Source organism: Silvibacterium dinghuense, assembly GCF_004123295.1.
GTDB lineage: Bacteria > Acidobacteriota > Terriglobia > Terriglobales > Acidobacteriaceae > Silvibacterium > Silvibacterium dinghuense.
The window spans coordinates 774,348-794,919 of sequence record NZ_SDMK01000001.1; the positions used below are offsets into that span (position 1 = coordinate 774,348).

Genomic DNA, 20,572 nt, shown 5'->3' on the forward strand with positions numbered 1-20,572 from the left:
AAGTAGGAAGAATGTATAGCCGATAATCGGCCCTAGTCCCGCTTACGAAGAAAGTCTTCGATCCCCGCGACCATGGCCTTGGGATTGAATTCAGCGCGGATCACCTCGTCCGGGCAATCCGTCTCCTGCGAGACGCGGTAATTGCAGATAAAGACCACGTCCTGTCCCGCCCGCTGCTCTTTGAGCTGTTGGCAGAGCTCCTCGGCGAGGGCAATGCGCCCGTCACCTTCCACGTCGATCACTACCAGGTCATAGGCGCGTCTGCGGCTGAGTTCCAGCGCAACGGCCGAATCCAGGGTTGAATCCACCTGGTAGCCATGCACGCGCAAAATCTGGTCGCGCAGGCCGAGAATCATCTCTCGGCTGCAAATATGGAGAATTGAGGGGCCCGCTTCGCTCATAGGTAATCGCTGGGCAATTTTACCCCACCCGGCATGCCTCCAAAGCAGAGCGCCACCCACAGCCGCAGTACGACTAGGGTTTTGGATCGATCAGCGTCAGATCGGTCTCCGGATCGAAGCGCTTCTGCATACCGGCCGGATCGACTGTCACCATGACCTCGAGCGTCGGGCGCACCTGCATCTCCACCACATGCCCAGCCCGCGTCGAGCCGTCGAGCATACCCAGCACGGCATGGGCATGAACCGCCGGCCTGCCCTGGTATATGGCGATGTCGCCGCTCATCGAGGCGACCTCCATCTGCCCGGTGTATGGCGTGATGCGGTACATCTTCTTTGCCTGATCGAACCAGCCAAGCCGCGCTCCGCTAATTGCTCCGATGGCCGTAAAATGCGCGCTGGTCACGTGATACTGCTTCGCAAATGCGACGAGCCCGCTGAAAGCCTCATCGCCGGTGTAGAAAATCACCGCGTACTCCTTCACTTCGCCAGTGGAGGTGAGCTGCTGCACCTGCATGCGCGGCGCAGAGCCCGTGGCCTGGATGGCTTTCGGCGAGAGGAAGACAGCTGGCCCCGTGCTCACATGGCCGGATGCCGACTGAGCCCGGATCCATGTGCACGTACCAAGGCAAAGGGCCGCAATCCCTGCGGCCCTGCTGACTTGCTGTATCGATCGCCTCCTCAGAACAGACAGGCCGGCATGCAAATGCAGCACCTCACCTTTCCTTCGAGGAAGCCTGTTTACTTCACGGAATCGGAATGCGCTGCCAGTTCGCCGGGCATGCCCGCTGTCGATACCAGCATGTCTTCCTTGCGCATCACCAGGTTCGTCGCGTTCAGGCTGGCCAGTTCAAAGCCATGCCCATGCGTGATCGCATCGGTGGGGCAGGCTTCCACGCAATATCCGCAGAAGATGCAGCGGTTGTAATCGATGTTATAAACCTTGGCATAGCGCTCGGCGCTGGAGATGCGCTGCTCGGCCGTGTTCTCGTCCGCCTCGATGTAGATACAGTTCGAAGGGCAGGCTGCCGCGCAAAGGAAGCAGGCCACGCACTTCTCCAAACCGTTCTCATCGCGCTGCAGCACGTGCGCACCACGGAACCGCTCCTGGAAGACTGCTCCGCGCAGCGGGCCCGGCCCATCCGGATAATTCTCGACCTCGGTAGGTTGGAACATCTCTCCAAAGGTGATGCTCATCCCCTTGGCGATTCCAGCGATATTGCGCACGATCGACATGCCCACCGTTATATACCGCGCACAGCAACGAAATCCAGAGCGAATGGCTTTCCCATTCCAGTTCAAACACTTAGCTGGACCGGTTTGACCCGTTTTGCCTCATGCTCCTACACCATTACCAGCCTGAGCATGCCTCTCTGTCTCCGGCCTGCCGCCGGATTCGATCCCCTATACTGACTTCGCCAGTAACTTCCTATTTCTCGCCAGCGGAGATTCCGATGTCTCGCACTCCCATCCTCGCTTTTGCTCTGCTCCTGGGCTCTGCGGTCTTTGTCTCGCCATGCGCTCGCGCCCAGACAGAGATGGCCCACGAGCATGCACCCGGGCCACTTGTCACCGCACTCGCTATCCACACGCCTGCCGGCAGCGCAACGCTCTCACTCGAGGACCTCAAGGCGAAGCCGCACATTACGGTTACCGTCCATAACCCACATACGAATGCAGACGAGACCTACTCCGGCGTACCGCTCATCGAGCTGCTCGCCCCGCTCGGCACGCCGCATGGGAAAGACCTGCACGGCAAGGGGCTCTCGGACTACATCATCGCCACCGGCTCAGACGGCTATAAAGCGGTCATCGCCCTGGCCGAGATCGATCCGGAATTCCATCCAGGCCAGGTGCTCGTCGCCGACACCATGGACGGTAAGCCCATCGATGCAAAGACCGGCCCGTTCCGCCTGGTCGTCAGTGAAGACAAGCGTCCGGCGCGTTCGGTGCACAACCTGGCCTCGATCGAGCTGAAGGCAGCGGAGTAGAACGAGTCAGCGGGCTTTCGTGTGCAGAGGAACAAAAAGGGTGCCCCACCCAAGCTCCGCTTGGGTGGGAAGCATCCAACGCTCGCTGCCCGGAGTCTTCATCTCTCTCATGAAGTGCAAATTGGAATCGCGACCAAAGGGAGCGGAGGCCGAAGGCAAAAGGCCTGGACGGCTAGTCCTCAATCCCCAGCGACTTCCAGATCGCATCCACGCGCGACTTCGTCGCATGGTCCATCTCGATCATCGGCGGCCACGGCCGTGTGAAGCCTTCGGCGGCCCACTTGCGCGTGGCGTCAATGCCCATCTTGCTGCCATAGTTCGGCAGCCGCGAGGCGTGATCGAGCGAGTCGACCGGACCCAGAGTGAAGGCAATGTCGCGCTCGGGGTCGATGTTGTTCGTCACCCGCAGTGTCACCTCGCCCAGGTCCTGCACATCGCAATCCTCGTCCACGACCACCACGCACTTGGTGAACATGGCCTGGCCCATCGACCAGATGCCGTTCATCACCTTGCGCGCCTGCCCGGCGTAGCTCTTGCGGATGGAGACGATCATCAGGTTGTGAAACACGCCCTCGGGCGGCAGGTTGATGTCCACGATCTCGGGCATGGTCAGCTTCATCAGCGGCAGGAAGATGCGCTCGACGGCCTTGCCCATCCACGCATCCTCCATGGGCGGCTTGCCCACGATGGTCGCCGCATAGACCGGGTCTTTGCGATGCGTGATGCAGGTGATATGGAAGACCGGGTACTCCTCCTCCATGGTGTAGTAGCCGGTGTGATCGCCGAATGGCCCCTCGGTGCGCAGCTCTTCGAGATTCACATAGCCTTCGAGCACGATCTCGGCATGCGCAGGCACTTCGAGATCGACCGTCTCACACTTCACCAGCTCGACCGGCTTCTGGCGCAGAAAGCCCGCGATCACGAACTCTTCGACCTCGGGCGGAGCCGGCACGATAGCCGAGAACGTCGTCGCCGGATCGGTGCCGATGGCCACGGCCACTTCCAGGCGGCCATCCTTTTCCTTGGCGAAGGCCACCTGCGGCACGCCCGGAGTCACCGATCCGGAGCCTGGTGCCACCGGCCCTGAGATGGTATTCGCCATGCCGGCAATGTTCGTCGTTGCCCCGGCGGTCTCTGCCATCGCTGCGACATGCGCTGCTGCCGAGTTCCCAACAGATGCCCTCACACGCTCGCGCAGATGTTCGGCCGCATTCTTCTGCCGCTGCCAGTGCATGCCGGTCGTCTGTCCGTCGTACACCTGCATGCGATACATGCCCATGTTGCGTTTGCCCGTCTTCGGATCGCGCGTGACCACACAGGGCAGCGTGATAAACCGTCCGCCGTCGAAAGGCCAGGTCTTGAGCACCGGGAAATCGAGCACGCTGAAACCATCCCGCTTGATCACCTGCTTGCAGGCCGCGTCTTTCGCCGGGATCACCTTGGGGAAAAACTTGCCCACCTCGGCCAGCATGGGCAGCATCTTGAATTTTTCGAAGAGACCTTCCGGCGACTTGATATCCATGAAGGCGCGGATGCGTCCGGCAATCTCGTCCAGCGAGTCCACATCGAGGGCCAGCTTCATGCGCCGCTCGCTGCCGAACTGGTTCATCAGCACCTTTGCACCGGGATAGCCCTTCACATTCTCGAACAGCAGCGCCGGACCACCCGGAGCATAGCCCTTCACTCCGCCCTTTTTGCCTGCCTTCGAGGCGCGATCGGCAATCTCCGTCATCTCGAGGATGGGGTCGACCTCGGCGCGCACGCGCTTCAGTTCGCCAGCCTTTTCCAGTGCCTTGATCCAGTCGCGCAGGTCGTCGTATGCCAATGCCGCTCCTCAGGCGCCCAGTCCGCGGACGCAACTCCTTATCTTAATTGGGGGGAGCAGCCAGTGGGACGCGCTTTGCGCGTCCAGCAGCCAGATGCAAAAACGGCCAGCAGGAGCACACTCCCACTGGCCGTTTTTATGACTGGCTACTCGCCGCTTTATCCCTGGCGACGCTGCCGCCTACTTCTTTAGTCGGTCACGCACCCAGTCTGCGTGTGCATCCAGCGATCCATCAGCGTCTGCGCGCAGCGTCCGCCGCACAGGTGCTTTGCGCCTGCATCATGGGAAAGAAAAAGGTGCCATGGCGTCAGCTTCAGCACCGGCTGGCACTCTCCGCCCGCAATCGGCGATGAGCCCTCGGTCCAGGCCAGCCACCAGTCTGTCGCCTCTTCCGTTTTACGCTTGCCGCAAACGTCGCAGTGGTATGTCTCTATCCAGGCCATCGCATCCTCAACGGTGTGTGCTGTGCTTTGCACAACTTAGCATAGCCGGAGGTCGCGCTGGATCAAAAGCTCATGCCAACTGGCTGGCCGCCACGAACTCCCCGTCCACATCGCTCACGGCAGGAATCGGCACCAGGGGATAGCCCAGGCCCTTCCACTCATCGAATCCGCCCAGCAGCGGCCTCACCCGATAGACTCCCAGCTTGCGAATGGCCAGCGCCATTTTGGCCGCCGTTGCCTCGCTCGGGCAGGTGCAGAAGAGCACTACATCGCGGTCGCGGGGAATCTGCTCGCTCTCGAGCACCAGCTTGTCCGGCGTCAGCATCACCGCTCCGGGCAGCGTGCGGGGATCCGGCAGATAATCCAGCGGGTGCCGCAGGTCTACGATATATACCGGCTGTCCGTTATCGAGCATGCCTTTGAGCTCCTGCGGCGCGATGCGCTGGGTACGGATCTCACGCAGGAATGCCCTCTGACGCAGGAAGCGATAAGAGAGGAAGGCCAGTAACAATAACGCAAAGAGCAGCACGGCAAAGTGTGCGACCCAGCTCAACGCCCCCGGATGCTTCTTGAGCACATCGCCGAAGAACCGGCCGCCGAGCGTGAAGGTCAGAGCCCAGATCAGAATCCCCGCACAGTCAAAGATCACAAACGAGTTGTAAGGCATTGCGGTCTGCCCGGCGATCGGTGCCGCCACGCTTCCCAGGCCAGGGATGAACTTGGCCAGCAGCAGCGCCGCCGGACCGTGCTTGGTGAAATAGTTCTCCGTCTTGCGGACGCAGGTCGAACTCTCCATCGAAAGCCGGCACAGCAGCCGCACCACCGCGCCGCCATAGCGCTTGCCCATCAGGTACCAGAGGCTGTCGCTGATCAGGCTGCCCAGCATCACCGAGACCAGCACCAGCGGCAGGTTCAGCTTATGCGTCGCCGTCAGCGTGCCCGCGGTGAGCAGCACCGGCACACTCGGGATCGGCACCCCGAGCTGTTCCGTCAGCACCCACAGGAACAGGATCAGGTATCCGTATTTCAGGAAAAAATCCAGCGCAACCGGCACCACAAGCCTCGAAAACTACGTTAGAGGAGCGTCGATCATAAAGTCGCGATCACTCTTACCGATTGATTGTCGGTGATTCAAGGATGCCCCGCAACCGGCAAACGATTCAGGCGGCTTAGGCAGATGCACGAAAGCCGCAGGTCTGCCCAACCTGCGGCTCATCGCTGCGCTCTTCCGCAGCCCATAGCTGCGGCTGCGCCATCCTGCCGATTGCGTTACTTCGCGTGCACCAACGGCATTTCGACCAGGTGCTCGCTCAGGAACCACACCTGCATCTCGTTGGTGCGGACCACATCGCTGATGAGCAGGTCATTGGTCCCCTCATCTCCCAGGTCGGAGGCCTTCTCCGCCAGATCGCGGGCATCCTTCAGGATCAGCGCATGCGCCTCGAGCAACCGCGAAATCTGCACCGGAACCTCTTCGCGTCCCTTCGGAGGGCGCTCGAGCCGGGTCAGCTCGGCGATATCGGCAGCCATCGCCACGCTTACGCCTCCAAGTATCTGAATGCGTTCGGCGATCAGGTCGACAAGCTCTACCTGCTGCTCAAAGTGCTTATCGAAAAGCAGATGCAGCTGGTAGAAGGTAGGACCGCCGACCTGCCAGTGCGACTTCTTATAGAGGTCACGGAGGCTGGCAATATCGGCCAGCAACACGTTCAACCGTTCACACACCTTCTGCCGGGCATCCTTATCGATGCCGATCGGCAAATCCTTGATGACGGTTCCGAATTTCTGGATTTCCTTCGCATTCTGACGCCACTGCGGAGTAATCAGATCGCGGTTCTTCGCAACTTCCTTCAATGCGGCAGTGCTCATGTCCACTCTCCTTTTATGGGTTGGATGCGAGGAGCTCTGCCGAAGCTACCTCTCGAACACGATGAGTTTGCCCGCACGAAAAAGAGGCGCCCCTCAGGGCGCCTCTTGAGCAAAACAGCGATGGTTAGTCTTTGACCCGGACCTTCGGCTCGACCGAGAGTCCCGGACGCAGCAGGTGATCGGAATCTTCCTTCATATCCGTAAGGTCGATTCTGACTGGAACGCGCTGCACCACCTTCACATAGTTGCCGGTTGCATTCTCCGGCGGGAAGAGGCTGAGCACCGAGCCGGTCGCGCCGCCGATCTGCGTGACCTTGCCGTCGTACTTGCGTCCACCATAGGCATCTACGCTGATCTCCACCTTCTGGCCGGCACGCATGTTTTCGAGCTGCGTTTCCTTGAAGTTGGCGGTGATCCAGATATCGTCGAGCGAGACCAGCGTGGCCATGTTCTGACCGACGCTGACGTTCTGACCTACTTCCACACTCTTGCGGGTGATGATGCCCGCCTCCGGAGCCACGATCTTCGTATAGCCGAGGTTTAGTTGCGCCTGGGCCAGTTCGGCACGGGCCTGCTCCACCTGCGCCGCCGCCTGGTCGGCCTTGGCCTTCTGGATCGCCACCTGCTGCGGAGCCGTCTTGGCATACTGCAGCGCCGATTGCGACTGCTGTACGCGATCCTTGGCTACCCGGACCGCATCCTGCGAAGCCAGCACCTGCGCCTGAGCCTGTGCGAGCGCTGCCTTGTCGCCGTTTGCCGCAGCCACTGCCGCGTCAAACTGCTGCTTCGAGATGACATCCTTCTCGACCAGCGGCGTGTAACGCTGCAGATCGAGCTGCGCCTTGGTGTTATTGGCTTCGGCCTGAAGAACCGCCGCCTGCGAGGCTTCGAGCTGCTTCTCCGCCTGCGCCACCTGGGCGCCGGCCGTCGAAACATCCACACCGGCCGTGCGCAGGTTGGTGCCCGCGTTCACGTTGATGACCGGCACATTGACCTTGGCCGCCTCAAAAGCCGCCTCAGCCGACTGCAGATTGGCTTCGTCCTGCTGCACCGCGGTCTCGAAATCCTTGGGATCGAGCTCCACCAGCACCGTGCCTTTTTCCACGAACTGGTTCTCGTCCACGTTGACCTTGACCACGTTGCCGGCAATGCGGGAGCTGATCTGGATCAGGTGGCCGTTCACCTGCGCGTCGTCGGTGTCCTCATAGTAGGTCGAGTGCCACCAGAACAGCAGCCCACCTACCAACAGGATCAAGACCACGCCCACGATGATGAACCGGCGACGCGCCTTCTGCTCGGGCGCCTCGGGCTGCTTTCCGCCGTTTCCGTTTTGCTGTTCGGGCTTCTCGTCCGCCACCGCTACTTTCCTCCCAGATAAACCTGATACTTCTGATCCGCCACACCCAGCGCGCGCGCCAGCGACAGCTTCGCGACATTGTGCTGGTAGAGGCTACTCACATACTGGTCATCGGCCTGCGCCATCGCCTGCAACGCCTGCGACACCGCCAGGTTGTCCGACACTCCGGCCTTGTACCGCTGCTGCGCCTCGCTCAAGGCTTCCTTGGCCAGCTCTACATTGCTGCGGGCTACTTCCACCTGCTTGGCCGCCGATTCCATATCCAGCAGGCTGTCGCGCACATCGGCGCCGATCTGTCCCTGCTTATCGCTTAACTTGGCCTTTGCCTGGTTCAGCTGGCTCTGTGCCGACTGCGCATCGCCGCGCAGCTTGGCTTCCTCGAAAATCGGAATGTCCAGCGATCCGGTGGCATCGAAGGTTGAACGCGAGTTTCCCACATTCACCCCAATCGCGCCATAGTCGCCCGAGAAACTGATGACCGGCAGGCGCTCATACGTCGCCGCATGGCGCGCCTGCTCGGCGGCTGTCTGCTGCTCCTGGGCCGCCGCCAGATCCTGGCGTGCGCCAAGCGCCTGCTTCACCGCCGCATCCGCATCCACAGGGTCCAGCGCTGCGTAGGGCTCCTGATCGGTCAGCTCGAACTTCTGCTCAAGCGGCAGGCCGATGGCCCGGGCCAGCGCAATCTTATCCTTCTCGTAGGTGTTCTTTGTGCTGATGAGCGTCTGTTCCTGCGTCTGGTAATCGACGCGGGCGCGCAGCTCGTCCAGCAGCGGAGCCGTCCCGGCCTGATGATTCGAGACCGCCTGGTCGAGCGACACCTTCGAGGTGTCCACCTGGGCCTGCACCGAATCGATCCGCGACTTGTCGGCGATGCACAGCAGGTATGCGTTCCCCACCGTCAGCACCACCATGTCCCGCGCATCCGCCGCGGAGAGCTTCGACGCAGCGAAGTTATGCTTCGACGCCAGATAGTTCTGCAGGGAGGAAAGATCGAGCAGCGACCACTTGAGCGATGCTCTCAGGTCGGTATAGCCATACGGGCCAATGATCGCCGGAAAGCCCTCGCCTCGTAGACCGAGCGCCTGCAAATCCGTCTGCTGGACCGATTCGGTGATCTTGCCGGTCACCGTCGGCAGCAGAGACTGCAGCTGCTCAAGCTGCGAGCCCCGGGAGCTGAGCGTGCTCTGGCTGGTCAGGATCAGGCCCAGGTTATGCTTCAACCCGCGCGCGATAGCATCCGCCAGCGTCAGGTCCAGCACCCCGTCGGTTGCCTTGTCCGTCGTTTCCGAACCCTGGAAGGTCGAACTGTTGATGACCGGCTGCTGCACCTGGATCGGAGCTGCCGGCTGCGCCACGCCGCTGCTCGAGCCTCCGCCCAGCTGAAACGCATACGCGCCAACCGGCGCAAGCGCCAGCACACCGGCCGCCAGAGCCGAACACAAAACGGCTTTTCCCCGCCCAGGAAGAAGGGCCATCGCCACACGTAACTCCAGAAAAAGGTTGTTACTCACCCGAAATACTACGGGAAAAGGGTACGAGGTTTGGATGCGGCTCGTCCGGAAAGTATTCAGAATTCACAACAATTTGCGTCCGGTTCCCGGCCCGCTTCCGGGTTTCCCTGAAACCATCGTGTGCCGGCGCCCCAGAAGTGGAAAAGACCGGCTTCCGTTCCGGGAAGCCAGTCTTCAGTATGGGGGCATGCAGGGCCGACCCGTCGAAACAGAAACTCTAAAACTTTAAGCCGAAACTTTGACCGCTGCATGCACCAGAGAGTTGGCCAGGGAGCACAGCGCCTGCCGGTAGGTATCGCTCACCTGCTGCGCGGTCCATGATCCGCCGCCCGAACCGGTCACGCTTGCCGCAGTGGTTGCGTTGTCGCGACCCAGAACAGCACGCTGAATAAAGATTGCCCGCTGCGCTGCGGGAAGCTGTTCCAGCCACGCCCGCATCTCCTCGCGTCCTGAGCCGCCGATCATCTCGCTCAGCTGCGCGGGGGTGAGACCCGCCGCGGAGAGATCGTCGTCTTCGATGCAGCTGCCCTGCGCATGGTCATTCGGCGCCGGTGCCACAAACCCCTTCGGGTCCTCGGCCGCCATCCGCGCCATCACCGACTCCAGCAGCCGCTCCCGCACCAGCCCAGCCGCTACCTCCTGTTGTGCACAGGGATCAATCTCCACACCCGCGAAAGCCTCTTCTACCAGCGCTACCGCGTCTGCCTGTCTGCCCAGCAGCAGGGCTGCCAGCTGGTAAAGCTCCACAGCCGCATCCTGCGCTTTTGCCAGACCCGAACCGGAACAGTCGTTGTCGATCATCGATAGAACCTCCAGCGTACCCTCTATCCTTACTGACTCCCCGCAACGCGTCAACCGTCCGGGAGACTGTCAGGCCTTCGGGCATTCCCATTTTCACCCTCACTTTTCGCATCCCATTCATCCCCCGGCATCTGTAGCTGGTATATAGCTGGTCGTATAAACTCGCACTGCGCAGGGACATAGCCTCATGGCAAGGACACGCGACACACAGCAAAGCCTCTTCTTCGGGCGGGATGAATCCTGGCTCAGCTTCAACCGCCGCGTCCTCGAAGAGGCCCAGGACGAATCCAACCCGCTCCTCGAGCGCGTCAAGTTCCTCGCCATCACGGCCAGCAATCTCGATGAGTTCGTCGAGATCCGCGTGGCCAGCATGCTGCAGCGCATCGAAGACGGCTACTCCGAGACCGCCCCGGACGGCACCACCCTGCAACAGACCCTCGCCGCCATCAATGAGGACATGCATGAGTTCGTGGCCGAGCAGGGCCACTGCTGGAACGAACAGCTGCAGCCGGCACTGCGCAAGGCCGGCATCCGCGTCCTGAGCTGGGACGAGATGGACGAGACCGCCCGCAAGGCTGCCACCGAGTTCTACCAGCGCGAAGCCGATCCGCTGCTTACGCCGATCACCATCGACCCGCGCCATCCCTTCCCGCGCGTGCTCAACAAGGCGCTGTGCCTTGCGCTGCTGCTGCGCTCGAAGCGCAGCAAGTCCTCGACTGCGCCGGTGCTCGGCGTCATCACCGTGCCTCGCGCCCTGCCGCGCCTCGTACCGCTACCGTCCAACGGCGGCACGCATGATTTCGTCTTCCTGCATGACCTGATCGAGCGCAACGCGGGCAGCATGTATCGCGGCTATGAGATCCTCGCCCGCACCGCCTTCCGCGTCACCCGCAACAGCAACCTCTACTTCCAGGAAGAAGAGTCGCGCAACCTGCTCGAAACCGTCCGCGCCGAGCTGCATAACCGCCGCAAGGGCGATGCCGTCCGCCTTGAAATCGACCAGAACGCCGAACCGGAGATCATCGAGCGGCTGCGCATCAACTTCGAGCTCGATGAGAGCCAGGTCTTCCTCACCGACCATCCGGTCAATCTCTCGCGGCTGATGAACCTCTACAGCGCCACACCGCGCCCGGATCTCAAGGACCAGCCCTTTGTCGCCCGCGAGCTGCGCCTGAACCGCAAGTCGGAAGACCTCTTCGACGAGCTGCGCCACCGCGATATCCTGCTGCACCACCCCTACGATTCCTATGACGGCGTGGTGGGCTTCATCCAGGCAGCGGCCAAGGACCCGAACGTCGTCTCCATCAAGCAGACGCTCTACCGCACCAGCGCCGACTCGCCGATCTTCCAGGCGCTGACCGAAGCCGCGCAGACCAAGGAAGTAACGGTGGTCGTCGAACTGACCGCGCGCTTCGATGAGGCCTCGAATATCCGCTGGGCGCGTGAAATGGAAGACGCCGGCGTGCAGGTCTTCCACGGCATCGTCGGCCTCAAGACGCACTGCAAGCTGGCGCTGCTGGTGCGCCGCGATCCGGACGGCGTGGTGCGCAGCTACGGTCATCTCGGCACCGGCAACTACAACCCGGTCACCTCGCGCTTCTACACCGACATCAGCCTGCTCACCTCGGACCCTGACATCACCGCGCGCATGCATTCGGTCTTCAACTACCTGACCGCGCACTCGGAGTCCGACGATTACTCACCCCTGATGATGGCCCCGCTGACACTGGCCCAGGGCATGATCAGCCTCATCCACCGAGAAACCGAGCACGCACTGGCCGGCCGCCCCGCGCGCATCATCGCCAAGATGAACTCGCTGCTCGAGCCCTCGGTCATCAACGCCCTCTATGACGCCTCGAAGGCCGGCGTTCAGATCGATGTGATTGTGCGCGGCATCTGCTCGCTGCGTCCCGGCGTCAAGGGGCTGAGCGAGAACATCCGCATCACCTCGATCGTCGGCCGCTTCCTCGAGCACAGCCGCATCTTCTTCTTCCTGAACGGCGGCGAGGAGGAGGTCTACTGCGGCAGCGCCGACTGGATGCCCCGCAATCTCTTCGAGCGCTGCGAGGTGGTCTTCCCCGTCCGCGACGCACAGATTCGCCACCGCCTGCGTTACGAAATCCTCTCCGCTTATCTCGCAGACACGGTCAAGGCACGCCGCCTACAGCCCTCCGGCGATTACCCGCACCTGCGCGACCTCATCCCGGGCTTAGCGCCCTTCAGCGCACAGGACTTCTTCATCCGCGTCGCCGAGAGCAAGGCCACAGCAGCCGATATTCCTCCGGCTGAAGGCCCGGTGGAGGCCGTCCCCCTGGCACCACCCAGAAAAGCCGCCGCCAAGCGCGCAAAAAACGCCGCAGCGGACTAGAGCCTGTTATGAACTTTCGCGCGAGCGGCGTTGCGCGGGAAAATCGGCCGAGACGAGGCGGAGGACGAAGGCTTGGCTACTCCAAGTCGAGGACGACAACGAAGTATGGGCCGATTTTCCCCGCAACCCGAAGGGCTGGGGCCAATTTTCCCGATCTCTTCGTCGCTCGCTGCTCGGAGATAACCCGATATCCGTCGCAACTCGCTCCTCGACCTCAGAAAAATTGGCGCCCAGCGTCCGCCGCGGGAAAGTTCATAACAGGCTCTAGTACCTCTACCTCGCCCTCTCGAGCCTGTTTCCGGCTTGAGAGGGCGAATGTCATCGATCAATAGAAATTATTAAACAATAAAGCCTATTAAACTCTTCGGAAAACCTACCGGAGCGGAGTGTCCCCACACCCATGCAACGGAGGCTTGCATAGTCCAGCCGCTATTCCGATGCCGGGACGCTGTTCTAAACCCCAGCCCGGATCTAGTAGGATTCCTGCGTGTCTTCGACGACTGCCGCGCCCGCGCTCTCCCGTCGCCGCCCGGTTCCTGCAACACGTCTGGCGATGCTTCTCGCTGCGCTTCCGGCATGGTGGCATCTGCTCTCGCTCGACGCACCCACAGTTGCCGCACTCTGGTCCTGGAGCCTGGCGCGCGCCCTCGGCGTACATCCGCCTCTGACTGCACCGCTCCTGCTCGCCACGGGAACGTGGCTGCTCTATGTCGCTGACCGCCTGCTCGATGGCCTGCGGGATACGGCCATCCTGCGCGATCGCCACCACTTCAGCCGCCGCCATCGCCCAGCCTTTCTTGCCGCTGCCATCCCAGCCGGAGCGCTGCTCCTCTGGCTCATTGCCTTCCATATGAGCCCGGCCGCCCGCCGCGACGATACCGCGCTGTTCGCCCTTACCCTTACCTACTTCACGGCTGTGCATGTTCCAGGTGCGGCCATCCGCCGCAGACTTCCGAAAGAACTCGCCGTCGCGCTCATTTTTGCCCTTGCCACCGCCGTCCCCGCCTGGGTGAGGATTCCGCACACCATGCAGAGCGTCACGCTCCTCGCCGCCGCAACGATTCTTTTCGCCGGTCTCTGCTGGCTCAATTGCGCGGCGATTGAGACCTGGGAGAGCGACAGGGCGATGCAATCCACAACAGCTCTGCACGGGACCACCCTATGGCTCCAGCGCCACCTCGCGCCCGTATCGATCACTCTGGCTGCCGGCGGCCTGATCGCCGCAGCCTTCTGCGCTTTGCAAAGGGAGCCGCGCTCCGCCGCGCTCTTTCTCGCTCAGGCTCTTGCCGCCGCGCTGCTCGCGATGCTCCACCGCCGTCACCACCACCTGCCCGTGCTCCCTCTGCGCATCGCCGCCGATGCGGTTCTGCTTACTCCGCTGCTCATCCTGCCGATGCTTCGATAAACGCCCTGCCGATGCCTCCATCCCTTCCTGTCCAGGATGAGCACTCCCAGCGCGATGGCTTCGGCCGCCTCGCCCGGCTTTATCGCTGGCTGGAATACCTTACTTTCGGCCCATGGCTGGCTCTCTGCCGCAATGCGCGGCTGCGCGACGTATCGGTCACCGCAGCCCGGCATGCACTCATCCTCGGAGATGGCGACGGCCGCTTTCTCGCCCGCCTGCTTCGCCAGAATCCCGGCCTTGGCATCCTCTCTGTCGACAGCAGCCCGGCCATGCTTGACCGCCAGAGTCGCCGGGCGGCCCGCGACGGCAACGCCTCTCGCCTCACCATTCACTGCGAAGACATCCGATGCTTCACTCCCGCGGCGGACTACGACCTGGTCACCACGCACTTCTGCCTCGATTGTCTTTCGACCACAGAGATCGAGGCGCTTGCCCGTCGCCTGCGCCTCCGTATGGCTCCGGGAGCCTGCTGGATCGTCTCTGACTTCGCCCTTCCCGGCGGGGCAGCTCGCATCCCAGCCCGGATCGTCGTCCGGAGCCTCTATCTGGCTTTCAGGGTCATCACCGGCCTCCAGACGCGCACCTTACCCGACCACGCCGAGGCGCTGCGGAACGCCGGATTTGTTCTCCTCGATCGCTGCACCTGGCTCGCCGGACTGCTTATGAGTGAGCGGTGGACAACCCCTGCAGGGGCCTCCACGAAACCGCTAACGTATTGATGGAAAAAGACATAGAAGCGCGCGAAATTAACATTGGGAAGACCGGAGGATTGTTACAATAAGATGAATAGATTGCCGCGCGTCCTATAGAAATCGCACAACCCAAGGATCGCACCGCGACAGAAAGCCCCCGTGAACCTGTACATTCTTCGCCATGCCAGCGCCGGCACCCGCCGCGCCAATCCAATCATTGACGTCAAGCGTCCACTCGACCGGGAAGGCAAGCAGCAGTGCATCCTGGTCGGCGCTTACCTCAATGCCCTGCGGGTCCATTTTGACCTGATTATTTCGAGCCCGCTCAAGCGCGCGCTCCAGACTGCCGCCCTGGTCGGCAACGAAACCGGCTACGAAGGCAGCATCCAGGTGGCCGATGAGCTGGCCCCCGATGCCACGCTGACCGAATTTGAGGCCATGATTGCCGGTCTTCAGGGTTATGAAAATGTTCTGCTGGTCGGCCATAACCCGAATCTGCCCCAGCTTCTCGGCTCCCTGCTGGGATCGGGACTCAGCTCGGGACGCCCCAGCATCCGCATGCGCAAGGGCGCCATCGCCCGCGTGGACTACACCCGGCGACCCGGCATCCTGCACTGGCTGGTCGACCCGCGTATTCTCCGCGGGGTCTATACCAGGGTGACGAAGAGCTCGCGCCGGAAGATTTCGCGGAAGTAGTCGGCTTCCTTGCGAAGCGACCACAGCTCCAGTTCCGCACCCGTTCTTCCCGGGCTCAGTTCCAGCAGAATCCGCTTGGGATAGACCCGTACGCGCATCTTCAGGACATCGCTGGCGCGGTCCTGATTGAGCGCCACGGCCAGCCGCAGCAGCACGACCGTCCGCTTCACGTTCTCATGCTCTTCCGGAGGCACCTGGCGCATCGTTCTGCCCTGCGGCTCCGGCCGGCTTTTGCCGATGTAGCGCGCAATAGCGGAAGTGATCACCCGCTGCACCGGGTTGAAGCCGTAAATTTCCGAGTTGGCGATGATGTACTGGGCGTGCCGGTGGTGCCCCTGGTAGTTCATGAACTTGCCGATATCGCGCAGCATCGCCGCCGCTTCCAGCCAGGTCTCGTACTCGGCGGGAAGCTGATGCACGGCCAGCAGATCATGAAAGAGCTGCGCCGCATGCTGCCGCACCGGCTCGGCGGTCTTCGGCTCCACGCCGTACTTCCCACAGGTTTCGAGCACTGCTGCCCAGCGATCCTGTTCAAACTGCCGGTGCGCTGTCGTCCGGGAGTCCTGCTCGGCCAGCATCTGCGCCAAGATGCCGTCCCGAAGCCCCATCGCCGAGTAGCGGAAGCCCGGCAGCGCGAAGTGCTCGAGCAGCTGCGCATAAACATGTGCACCGGCGACGATGATCTCCGACCGGCGCGGCCCAACCCCCTCAACGGCGCCGCGCTGCTCGTTCGTCATCTTAGTCAGCTTCTCCGTAAGCCGACGCACCTCGCGCACTGGCGTCATATCGCCGGCGACGGAGGTCTTGCTCTTCACGGTTCTCTTCGCGACGAGCGTCCGGCCTGCCTCAGAGAGCGCCGCTGCAGTACCCGAGGTGGCAATCACCAGCGGCACGCGCTCGCCGCTGATCTTCCGCGACGCGCGGCGCAACTCGCGTGCGATGAACTGCTTCATCCGCGCGATTTCTTCCTTGGTCGGCGGATCGGTCTTGAGGAATTCTTCCGTGAGCCGTACCGCGCCCAGAGGAAGGCTGATGGTCTCGATCAGCCGCTTATGATCGGAGAGCGAGACCTCGCAACTGCCGCCGCCAACATCGATCAGGATGCACCGGCCGGAGGTGCCCGGCTCATGGCTCATGACCCCGCGATGGATCAGGCGTCCCTCTTCGAGGCCGGAGATGATCTCCACCTCCCAGCCGGTCTCATCGCGCACCCAGGCGAGGAAGGCCCGGCCATTGCGCGCATCGCGCATGGCCGCGGTAGCCACGGCACGCACCTGGTCGGCTCCGTGCGCCTGCACCGCTTTGTAGAAGCGCTTGAGCGCGCGCAGCGTTGCCGCCATCGACTCCGGCGAGACCAGGCCGGTCTCGAAGACGCTGCCACCCAGCCGCGTCACCTCGCGGTCTTCATGCACCACACGCAGCCGATGCTGCACCACCCGCGCAATCTTCAGACGGCACGAGTTCGATCCAATATCAATCGCCGCAAAGGTCTGCATCACTGCACATCAGCCCCGGAGAGAAATTCGCACAACAATTTTTCTAAGTTGAAAGATACACGACTGCTGCGGGACTGGCCGTCCTGGCGATCGCGCTTCGCGCCTCCGCTTCCTTTGGTCGCGAGTGGAGATTCCTACTTTTTTTTAAAGTGCCTCTTGTCTCATTCCGGTTTGGATAGGCACTGGTCCGGCGAAGAGGAAACGATAGACTATCGGCAGCATGCATGAGTTGCTCATCCGCGAGGCCTGCGATGCGGACATCCCCGCCATCCTCGAGCTGTACACCGTCTCCGGGATCGGCGATGAGACGAACTTCACGGCCGACGAAGCGATCGAACACCTGGCACTGCTGAGGACCTATCCTTACTTCCGCGTCTTCGTTGCCCTTATCGATGAGGCCGTCGCCGGGACTTACGAGCTCATGATCATGGACAACATGGCCAAGCGCGGCCGGAAGTCTGCCATTGTGGAAGATGTGGCGGTGCATCCGGACTATCAAGGGAAAGGCATTGGCCGCGCCATGATGCGGCATGCGCTGGAGCAGTGCCGGGAGAGCTCCTGCTACAAACTGACGCTCTCCAGCAATCTCAAGCGTCTCGATGCGCACCGCTTCTACGATTCGCTGGGCTTCACCCGGCACGGGTATAGCTTCCAGATGGAGCTTTTGCCGGACTAACTGCTTCGCGGAGGGCGAATCGCCTTCGACCTCCGCTCCTGCGGGCCGCGGTACAGCCTACGCGATGGAGCGCCACTCCCCCATGAGCCGTCCGCGCATGGTCTGCGTGATCCGCACAGCCTCTGCGTAGCGCCGGTCGCGCGCTCCGGCAAGATAGTCAGCCAGTTCGACGTCACCGAGTGCCTCACGCGCCTCCTCGGCCAACATCTCCCAGTCGTGCCAGTCTCCGATCGCATCCTGCACACGCTTGATGGCCTTGCCGACCTCACCCGCATACGCGTCCGCACCGTCGGCTTCGGCCATGTAACGTGCCTTCTTCGCGCCCTTGCGAAAATCGTGCAAATTTTCGCCGTGCAGCAGCTCGATCTCCGCCGAGAGCCGGGCGAAGGCGTCTAAGGCGGTGCGGGCGCCTGCATTTCTGCGGCGCGCACCTGCAGGCAAGGGGAGCCCCGCAAGCGCCTCCGACGTTGCCGTCACCAGGCTGTCGAGCTTGCCTGCCCATTTCGCTGCGCGCCGGCCCAGCGGCCGCGCTGCTCTGGCCCGATGCGACCGCAGCCACGCATCGAGATGCCCGGCCTGCTGATGCAGATTGGCCTCCGGACCAGAGTCGGCCGCGGACCAGCGCTCGATCAGGCCACCCAGCAGCTTCCGGTGCACATCCAGATCTCTCACCGGCGCTGCCGCCTGGCGCACCTTTCTGAGCAGGGCCCGCCAGCGGCCAAACATCTCTTCGTATCTCTCCTGGGCGCCAGCCGCGGGCTCGCATTCGGCAGGGCGGCGCGCCATGGCCGCCCACAACGCCTCCAGAAGCGCTTCGATGCGGCGCGTGCCGGTGCGCACCTGATGGACCGCCTCCACTTTCGGCTCACTCTCCTGGGCGCACACCTCGAGGTTCTCCCCGAGCTTCGCAGCAAGCGCTCGCAGCCGTGCCGCGTCCCTGCCTCCGCTCCGCCGATTCCTGCGTCTGGAAGTGCTGCCGTGGCTGATATCCTGAGCATCTGAGCCCGATGAATGCCCCGATGAACGCAATGACGAACCCATCCCTTTCCGGTCACGACCCTGTAGACAACGACAAACGTTCGTTCTACACCTCGCCTGTCAAAAGCTGGACGCTGCTCGTCCTCGTCTTCCTCGCTGTTCACTTCGTCGCGCTCTTCACGCCGTCGCTTCTGGACGATGCCGACGCCACCCACGCCAACGCCGCGCAGCACATGGCGGTCTCCGGCGACTGGGTCACGCTTTATGTCAATGGCATCCGCTATCTCGAAAAGCCGCCGCTGCCCTATTGGCTGGCAGCCGCCGATTATCACCTCTTCGGCTTCAATGTCTATGCCACCCATCTGCCGATCACCCTCGGCGTGCTCGCCTGCGCCATCCTGGCCTGGGTCTGGTCACGGCGCGCTTATGGGGACAGGGCTGCATTTTACGCCGCGCTTGCGGTGCTTACCTCGGTTGGCGTCTTCCTCTGGACACGCTTCTTCATCCCCGAAGCCCTGCTGACCTTCTTCATCACGCTGGCGCTTTATGGATTCCTCACCGGCCTCGAACTGCGAAGGCCCTCGCTGATCTACATGGCGTGGGCTGCGCTGGCCATCGCCACGCTGGCCAAGGGACTTATCGCCCCGGTCTTCTGCTTCGCTGCCTTCCTGCCCTACCTTGCCATCAGCGGCGAGTGGCGCAAGTGGCGGCAGCTGCGCCCGGTTACCGGCCTGCTGCTCTTCCTGGCGATTGCCGCGCCGTGGCACGTGATGGCCGCGCTGCGCAATCCGGACCACGGCAACCCCTCCGGCAATGTTCCCTCGCCCGGCCATGTGCACGGCTTCCTCTACTTCTACTTCATCAACGAGCACTTCCTCCGCTTCCTCGGCAAGCGGTATCCGCACGATTACAACAAGCAGTCATTCCTTGCCTTCTGGCTCGGCCAGATTGCCTGGCTCTTCCCGTGGAGCCTCTTTCTCCCGGCGACCCTTATCCGCGCCTGGCGCAACCGCAGCATCTTTAACGCCGACCTGCGCTACGACGCGACGAATACCATCCAGTTTCTCGATCCGCGCATGACGGCGCACCACGCCTCATCGCTGGCCTCGCGCGTCCGCTTCCGCGCCCGCACCAACCTGCTGCTCTCGATCTACGCAGGCTTCATCCTGGTTTTCTTCTCCATCTCGACCAACCAGGAGTACTACACCTGGCCAGCCTGGGTGCCGATCCTCATGATCATTGCGGGCGCACTGGCCTCGATCGAGGACGCTCCCGAGGGAGATAATCGCTGGGTTACGGCCTCGAGCCGCTGGCTCTCGAGCGCACATGCGCTCTTCGCGATCATTGGCATCCTTGCCGCAGCCGCTCTCGGCTATGGGCTCTGGACCTCGCGCAACCTGCCCTTTGTCTCGGATATCGGCACGCTGCTGGCGCATCGCGGCGTGGGTGACTATTCACTCGCGACTTCGCACCTCTTCGATCTCACCGGACCGTCGTTTGCCGCGCTGCGCGAGCCTGCTCTGATCGCAGCCATTGCGCTGCTCCTTGGCCCGCTTGCCGCATGGCTCCTGCGCCGCCGCGGCCACGGCTTTGAATCCACGGTCACTATCGGCTTCACCGCCGCCGTTTTTCTCATCGCCGCGCACATCGCATTCTTCCGCTTCGAACCGATGCTCTCCTCGCGCGCCATGGCTGACACGATCAATCGCATGACGGCGGGTGAGCCGAAGGATGCCTCGCAGCTCATCATTTACGGCGATCAGGCCGACGCCTCTTCAGTGATCTTCTACACCCATCGCCAGGCGCTGCTGGTCCATGGCCAGTCCTCGTACTTCGAAGGCAACTTCGGCTCCTCGATGATCTGGGGATCGGACTATCCGGACGCACCCCACATCTTCCTCACCGATTCGGAATTTCTACCGATGTGGGGCACCGGACCGCGCAAGTTCCTCTTCGTCGGCGGCGACCTGCGGCCGCATGTCGAGCAGATGCTCAAGGGGCATCTCTACCTGCTGCAGGAGCTGTCAGACAAAGCGCTCTACACAGACAGACCAACGCAATAACCA

Annotated in this window: 19 protein-coding genes; 7 read left to right on the top strand and 12 right to left on the bottom strand. The window is 62.4% G+C overall.

The window, feature by feature from the left end; genetic code table 11:
- Positions 1 to 32: 32 nt before the first annotated feature.
- The 3 genes from ESZ00_RS02930 to ESZ00_RS02940 form a co-directional block, all read right to left on the bottom strand.
- A complete protein-coding gene (locus ESZ00_RS02930; RefSeq protein ID WP_229740915.1) occupies positions 33 to 356 on the bottom strand; it encodes a PleD family two-component system response regulator in 324 nt (107 codons plus the stop codon).
- A gap of 118 nt (positions 357 to 474) precedes the next feature.
- The gene (locus tag ESZ00_RS02935) at positions 475 to 981 is read right to left on the bottom strand and encodes a PPC domain-containing DNA-binding protein (RefSeq protein WP_204520145.1); all 507 of its coding nucleotides are present in this window, start codon (positions 979 to 981) and stop codon (positions 475 to 477) included.
- A gap of 158 nt (positions 982 to 1,139) precedes the next feature.
- On the bottom strand, positions 1,140 to 1,634 hold the full coding sequence (locus ESZ00_RS02940) for a NuoI/complex I 23 kDa subunit family protein (RefSeq protein WP_129206693.1): 495 nt from the start codon (positions 1,632 to 1,634) through the stop codon (positions 1,140 to 1,142).
- Positions 1,635 to 1,852: 218 nt separating this feature from the next.
- Here ESZ00_RS02940 and ESZ00_RS02945 point away from each other — a divergent pair, with 218 nt between their 5' ends.
- Positions 1,853 to 2,389: a molybdopterin-dependent oxidoreductase gene (locus tag ESZ00_RS02945; RefSeq protein ID WP_164981323.1), complete on the top strand. Its 537-nt coding sequence runs from the start codon at positions 1,853 to 1,855 to the stop codon at positions 2,387 to 2,389.
- Between the two features lie 172 nt (positions 2,390 to 2,561).
- Here ESZ00_RS02945 and ESZ00_RS02950 read toward each other — a convergent pair whose 3' ends face one another.
- The 7 genes from ESZ00_RS02950 to ESZ00_RS02980 all read right to left on the bottom strand — a co-directional run bounded on the left by ESZ00_RS02950 (position 2,562) and on the right by ESZ00_RS02980 (position 10,195).
- Positions 2,562 to 4,214, bottom strand: a complete 1,653-nt coding sequence (locus ESZ00_RS02950; protein ID WP_129206695.1) for a UbiD family decarboxylase — start codon at positions 4,212 to 4,214, stop codon at positions 2,562 to 2,564.
- 188 nt (positions 4,215 to 4,402) lie between these two features.
- A complete protein-coding gene (locus ESZ00_RS02955) occupies positions 4,403 to 4,657 on the bottom strand; it encodes a hypothetical protein (RefSeq protein WP_129206696.1) in 255 nt (84 codons plus the stop codon).
- Positions 4,658 to 4,727: 70 nt separating this feature from the next.
- The gene (locus ESZ00_RS02960; protein ID WP_129206697.1) at positions 4,728 to 5,711 is read right to left on the bottom strand and encodes a VTT domain-containing protein; all 984 of its coding nucleotides are present in this window, start codon (positions 5,709 to 5,711) and stop codon (positions 4,728 to 4,730) included.
- A 215-nt stretch (positions 5,712 to 5,926) separates the two neighbouring features.
- Positions 5,927 to 6,526: a Dps family protein gene (locus ESZ00_RS02965; RefSeq protein WP_129206698.1), complete on the bottom strand. Its 600-nt coding sequence runs from the start codon at positions 6,524 to 6,526 to the stop codon at positions 5,927 to 5,929.
- A gap of 124 nt (positions 6,527 to 6,650) precedes the next feature.
- Positions 6,651 to 7,883, bottom strand: a complete 1,233-nt coding sequence (locus ESZ00_RS02970; protein ID WP_129206699.1) for an HlyD family secretion protein — start codon at positions 7,881 to 7,883, stop codon at positions 6,651 to 6,653.
- A gap of 2 nt (positions 7,884 to 7,885) precedes the next feature.
- Positions 7,886 to 9,325 carry a TolC family protein gene (locus ESZ00_RS02975; RefSeq protein WP_229740916.1) on the bottom strand — a complete coding sequence of 480 codons (1,440 nt, stop codon included), beginning with the start codon at positions 9,323 to 9,325 and terminating at the stop codon, positions 7,886 to 7,888.
- Between the two features lie 294 nt (positions 9,326 to 9,619).
- Complete coding sequence (locus ESZ00_RS02980) at positions 9,620 to 10,195, bottom strand: hypothetical protein (RefSeq protein WP_129206701.1); 576 nt, start codon at positions 10,193 to 10,195, stop codon at positions 9,620 to 9,622.
- 187 nt (positions 10,196 to 10,382) lie between these two features.
- On the opposite strand from ESZ00_RS02980, the gene ppk1 reads away from it, so the two are divergent.
- The 4 genes from ppk1 (at position 10,383) to sixA (ending at position 15,356) form a co-directional block, all read left to right on the top strand.
- On the top strand, positions 10,383 to 12,563 hold the full coding sequence (gene ppk1, locus ESZ00_RS02985; RefSeq protein WP_129206702.1) for a polyphosphate kinase 1: 2,181 nt from the start codon (positions 10,383 to 10,385) through the stop codon (positions 12,561 to 12,563).
- Positions 12,564 to 13,050: 487 nt separating this feature from the next.
- Positions 13,051 to 13,968 (top strand): hypothetical protein, encoded by a 918-nt coding sequence (locus ESZ00_RS02990; protein WP_129206703.1) that lies wholly within the window; start codon positions 13,051 to 13,053, stop codon positions 13,966 to 13,968.
- Between the two features lie 11 nt (positions 13,969 to 13,979).
- The gene (locus ESZ00_RS02995; protein ID WP_129206704.1) at positions 13,980 to 14,687 is read left to right on the top strand and encodes a class I SAM-dependent methyltransferase; all 708 of its coding nucleotides are present in this window, start codon (positions 13,980 to 13,982) and stop codon (positions 14,685 to 14,687) included.
- A 132-nt stretch (positions 14,688 to 14,819) separates the two neighbouring features.
- Positions 14,820 to 15,356 (top strand): phosphohistidine phosphatase SixA, encoded by a 537-nt coding sequence (gene sixA / locus ESZ00_RS03000; RefSeq protein WP_129206705.1) that lies wholly within the window; start codon positions 14,820 to 14,822, stop codon positions 15,354 to 15,356.
- On the opposite strand, the gene ESZ00_RS03005 is transcribed toward sixA, so the two are convergent.
- A complete protein-coding gene (locus ESZ00_RS03005) occupies positions 15,308 to 16,852 on the bottom strand; it encodes a Ppx/GppA phosphatase family protein (protein WP_129206706.1) in 1,545 nt (514 codons plus the stop codon). The genes sixA and ESZ00_RS03005 overlap by 49 nt on opposite strands.
- Positions 16,853 to 17,072: 220 nt before the next feature.
- Between ESZ00_RS03005 and ESZ00_RS03010 the strand changes: the two genes are divergently transcribed.
- Positions 17,073 to 17,528 carry a GNAT family N-acetyltransferase gene (locus ESZ00_RS03010; RefSeq protein WP_129206707.1) on the top strand — a complete coding sequence of 152 codons (456 nt, stop codon included), beginning with the start codon at positions 17,073 to 17,075 and terminating at the stop codon, positions 17,526 to 17,528.
- 57 nt (positions 17,529 to 17,585) lie between these two features.
- Here ESZ00_RS03010 and ESZ00_RS03015 read toward each other — a convergent pair whose 3' ends face one another.
- The gene (locus tag ESZ00_RS03015) at positions 17,586 to 18,386 is read right to left on the bottom strand and encodes a CHAD domain-containing protein (protein ID WP_229740917.1); all 801 of its coding nucleotides are present in this window, start codon (positions 18,384 to 18,386) and stop codon (positions 17,586 to 17,588) included.
- Positions 18,387 to 18,556: 170 nt separating this feature from the next.
- Here ESZ00_RS03015 and ESZ00_RS03020 point away from each other — a divergent pair, with 170 nt between their 5' ends.
- Positions 18,557 to 20,569 (top strand): ArnT family glycosyltransferase, encoded by a 2,013-nt coding sequence (locus ESZ00_RS03020; protein ID WP_129206709.1) that lies wholly within the window; start codon positions 18,557 to 18,559, stop codon positions 20,567 to 20,569.
- Positions 20,570 to 20,572: the final 3 nt, after the last annotated feature.